The following is a 3,756-nucleotide window of genomic DNA, read 5'->3' as shown; positions in this document are numbered from 1 at the left end:
GGCCTTGGCGGTGTGTTCGGCGATATGGTGCTTAAAGTGCCGGGCGTGTTCTTAGGTGAATTTCCTACCGGTGTGATTGCGCTTGGTATTGCCGTTATTTTGTCTGTTCCGGCTTTGTGGTTATGCGCCTTTGCCAGCGGCCTGATCGGCCGTGAGCGCAGCCTGACAAAACCTGTCCGCGCCAAAGCACGTCAGGTCGCAGACGATCATTATGATGAAGGCTATGATGAGGAAACCGGTGAAATCCGCGCGGGCTTCTTCTCAACTCTGTCCGCATCGACTTTGGGTGCTGCATCCCACTGGATGCTGAGCGCCAAGGCATCGGTACGGCGCATGTTTGGTCTGAAGCGCAATCCGTCCACATCGCGCAAACGCAACCGTGATGATGATCCGTTCGGTGATGTAACAGCCGCGCGTCGGGGTGCAGGTCAGCGCTTTGAACCGGGCTTTGAACCTGCCGGTCATGCTGCTGATGACATGCATTTTGACGATGATGATTATGATGATGCACCGGCACCGCAACAACCTGCAGCTGTACAGGCTCCGCGCATGCAGGCGGCACGCAAAGCTCCGACTGCCCGTGCGCCAACGCATCCGGTGAATAATGGCGGCCGCTTCATGCTGCCGGATCTCAATTATCTGAGCGAACCGAAAGTTGTTGCGCGCGATCCGTCACTGTCGAAAGAAGCGCTGGAGCAAAATGCCCGTGTTCTGGAAGGTGTGCTGGAAGATTTCGGTGTGCGCGGTGAAATTATTCAGGTCAAGCCGGGTCCGGTTGTGACCATGTATGAGCTGGAGCCGGCGCCGGGGATTAAATCTTCCCGTGTCATCGGTCTGGCTGATGATATTGCCCGCTCTATGAGTGCGATTTCTGCCCGTGTGGCGGTGGTGCCGGGGCGCAATGCCATTGGTATTGAACTGCCTAATCCGAAGCGCGAAATGGTATTCCTGCGTGAAATGCTGGCGAGCCGCGATTTCATGCAAACCAAAACCAAGCTGGCACTGGCACTGGGTAAAACCATTAATGGTGAGCCGGTGATTGCCGATCTCGCCAAAATGCCTCACGTGCTGGTAGCCGGTACCACAGGTTCCGGTAAATCTGTGGCGATTAATACCATGATCCTGTCGCTGGTCTATCGCATGACCCCGCAGGAATGCCGCCTGATTATGATTGATCCGAAAATGCTGGAACTTTCCGTTTATGACGGTATTCCGCATTTGCTCACCCCTGTGGTGACTGATCCGAAGAAAGCGGTTGTCGCACTGAAATGGGCAGTGCGCGAGATGGAAGACCGCTATCGCAAAATGTCGAAAGTCGGCGTGCGCAATATTGACGGTTTCAACAGCCGTGTTTCACTGGCTGAGAAAAAAGGCGAGCAGATTTCCCGCACGGTGCAGACCGGCTTTGACCGCAATACCGGTGAAGCGGTTTATGAAACCGAAGAACTGGATCTGTCGCCAATGCCATATATCGTCGTGATTATCGACGAAATGGCCGATCTGATGATGGTTGCTGGTAAAGATATTGAAGGCGCGGTGCAGCGTCTGGCGCAGATGGCGCGTGCTGCCGGTATTCATGTGATTATGGCAACGCAGCGCCCGTCGGTGGATGTGATTACCGGTACGATCAAGGCGAATTTCCCGACCCGTATTTCGTTTCAGGTTACCTCTAAAATCGACAGCCGTACGGTGCTGGGCGAGCAGGGCGCTGAACAGCTTTTGGGTATGGGTGATATGTTATTTATGGCCGGTGGCGGGCGTATCCAGCGTGTTCACGGGCCTTTTGTCGGCGATGATGAAGTTGAACAGGTGGTTCAGCACCTTAAAGCGCAGGGTGTGCCGGAATATCTGGATGCCGTTATGGAAGATGATGAGGACGAGGGCGGTTCCGCACCGTCCGGTACGTCCAATCTGGAAAATTCCGATGATCCTTATGATCAGGCTGTTGCTGTGGTGCTGCGCGATAAGAAGGCCTCAACCAGCTATATCCAGCGCCGTCTCGGCATTGGTTATAACCGCGCAGCTTCGATCATCGAGCGTATGGAGGAAGAGGGTATTGTGGGACCTGCCAATCATGCGGGCAAACGTGATATTCTTGTCCCGACGCAGGATGATGATTACTGATCCTGCTCTGCCATAGTCAGGTCAAACTGCCGGTTTAAAAGATAAAAGAACACGGTGAAAACCGTCATAACGAATACGGGAGCATATGTCTCTGATGAAACTGAAACTGCCTTTCATGGTCGCAAAATATCTCACTGTTGCATCCGTTGCTCTGGGGGTGCTGCTGCCTGCCGGTTTTGCGCAGGCGCAATCAGCAAATAGTGGTGCGCAGGCGCAGGCTATTGCCAATCAGTTTACAGCTGTGAAAACCATGACCGGTGAATTTGTGCAGTTTGGTCCGAAAGGCGATCAGACCGGCGGTAAATTCTACATTGAGCGTCCGGGTAAAATCCGTTTCAACTATGATAAATCACCGATCACCGTGATCTCTGATGGTGAATCCGTCGTCGTCAATAATAAGAAGCTGGATACATGGGATTTGTATCCGCTGTCGAAAACACCACTGAAATTGCTGCTCAGCGATCATGTTGATCTGGGCGGCGGCCGTTTGCGCGGTTTGAAAAACGAACCGGATGCGCTGACTATGATTTTGGGCGACAAAGCGGTTTTTGCTGATGCCACAATTGCGCTGATGTTTGATCCGGCCAATGCGGAACTGAAGCAGTGGACGATTACCGATGCACAGCGTCAGGATACCACGGTGATGATCTTCAACGTGCAGAAAGGTGTGCGTTTTGCGGATAATATGTTCAAGATTGACTATCAGCGTCTGGCTATGAAGCGCAAAAATCGCTGATCCTTGGTAAAACTATTGAAAATGCCGCGCCTGCTTTAGCGCGGCATTTTTTATTTATCCGGCATTTGCACATCCTGCATAAGCGGCTTATGTTACGCAAACTATGGTGAGATCTCACCTGTTTCGTCTTTTACCCTTCAGCCCGTTGAGCAGTTTAATGAGTTTTTCCGTCGCCACCTGGAATATCAATTCAGTTCGCCTTCGTTTGCCGCTGGTTCTGGACTTTCTGGAGAAGCACACACCGGATGTGTTGTGCCTGCAGGAAACCAAATGCCCTGATAACCAGTTTCCGCTCAAAGAGCTGCGCAATGCCGGTTATGAGCACATCGCGATCAGCGGTCAGAAGGGCTATCACGGTGTAGCTACACTGTCGCGCAGGCCGATGGAAAATACGGAAGTTATTGGCTTCTGTGATATGGGGGACTGCCGTCACCTCAGCAGTGTTGTGCAGGCAGGCGGTAAATCAATCCGCATCCATAATTTCTATGTGCCTGCCGGCGGGGATGAACCGGATGTGACGATCAATCCGAAATTTGCCCATAAGCTGAATTTCCTTGAGGAAATGCGGGCAGTAACGGCAGATCGCGGTGATGGTTTTTCTTCCATTCTGGTGGGCGATCTCAATATTGCACCGCTGGAAAATGATGTCTGGTCACATAAACAGATGCTGAAAATTGTCAGCCATACGCCGGTTGAAACCGAGACACTGGAAGATTTGCGGGTGAAAGGCGGCTGGAGTGATCTGATGCGTCAGGTCATCCCTGCAGATCAGAAAATTTACACCTGGTGGAGCTACCGAGCCAAAGATTGGGATGCATCTGATCGCGGCCGTCGTCTTGATCACGTCTGGGGTTCCAAAGATCTTGAACAGCATATGAAAGAATTGCAGGTTCTGC

The 3,756-nt window shown here is 52.2% G+C and carries 3 protein-coding genes; all 3 read left to right on the top strand.

Annotated elements, in window-relative coordinates:
- A partial coding sequence (locus A918_RS0103625; protein ID WP_022709738.1) for a DNA translocase FtsK occupies positions 1–2,124 on the top strand: 2,124 nt, incomplete at its 5' end.
- An 85-nt stretch (positions 2,125–2,209) separates the two neighbouring features.
- On the top strand, positions 2,210–2,860 hold the full coding sequence (locus tag A918_RS0103620; protein WP_022709737.1) for an outer membrane lipoprotein carrier protein LolA: 651 nt from the start codon (positions 2,210–2,212) through the stop codon (positions 2,858–2,860).
- A 157-nt stretch (positions 2,861–3,017) separates the two neighbouring features.
- A partial coding sequence (locus tag A918_RS0103615) for an exodeoxyribonuclease III (RefSeq protein ID WP_022709736.1) occupies positions 3,018–3,756 on the top strand: 739 nt, incomplete at its 3' end.

The sequence above is a fragment of the Pseudochrobactrum sp. AO18b genome (assembly GCF_000409565.1).
Taxonomy (GTDB): domain Bacteria; phylum Pseudomonadota; class Alphaproteobacteria; order Rhizobiales; family Rhizobiaceae; genus Pseudochrobactrum; species Pseudochrobactrum saccharolyticum.
Note: the sequence above shows the minus strand (reverse complement) of the source record. Positions and strands in the feature narration are given on the sequence as shown.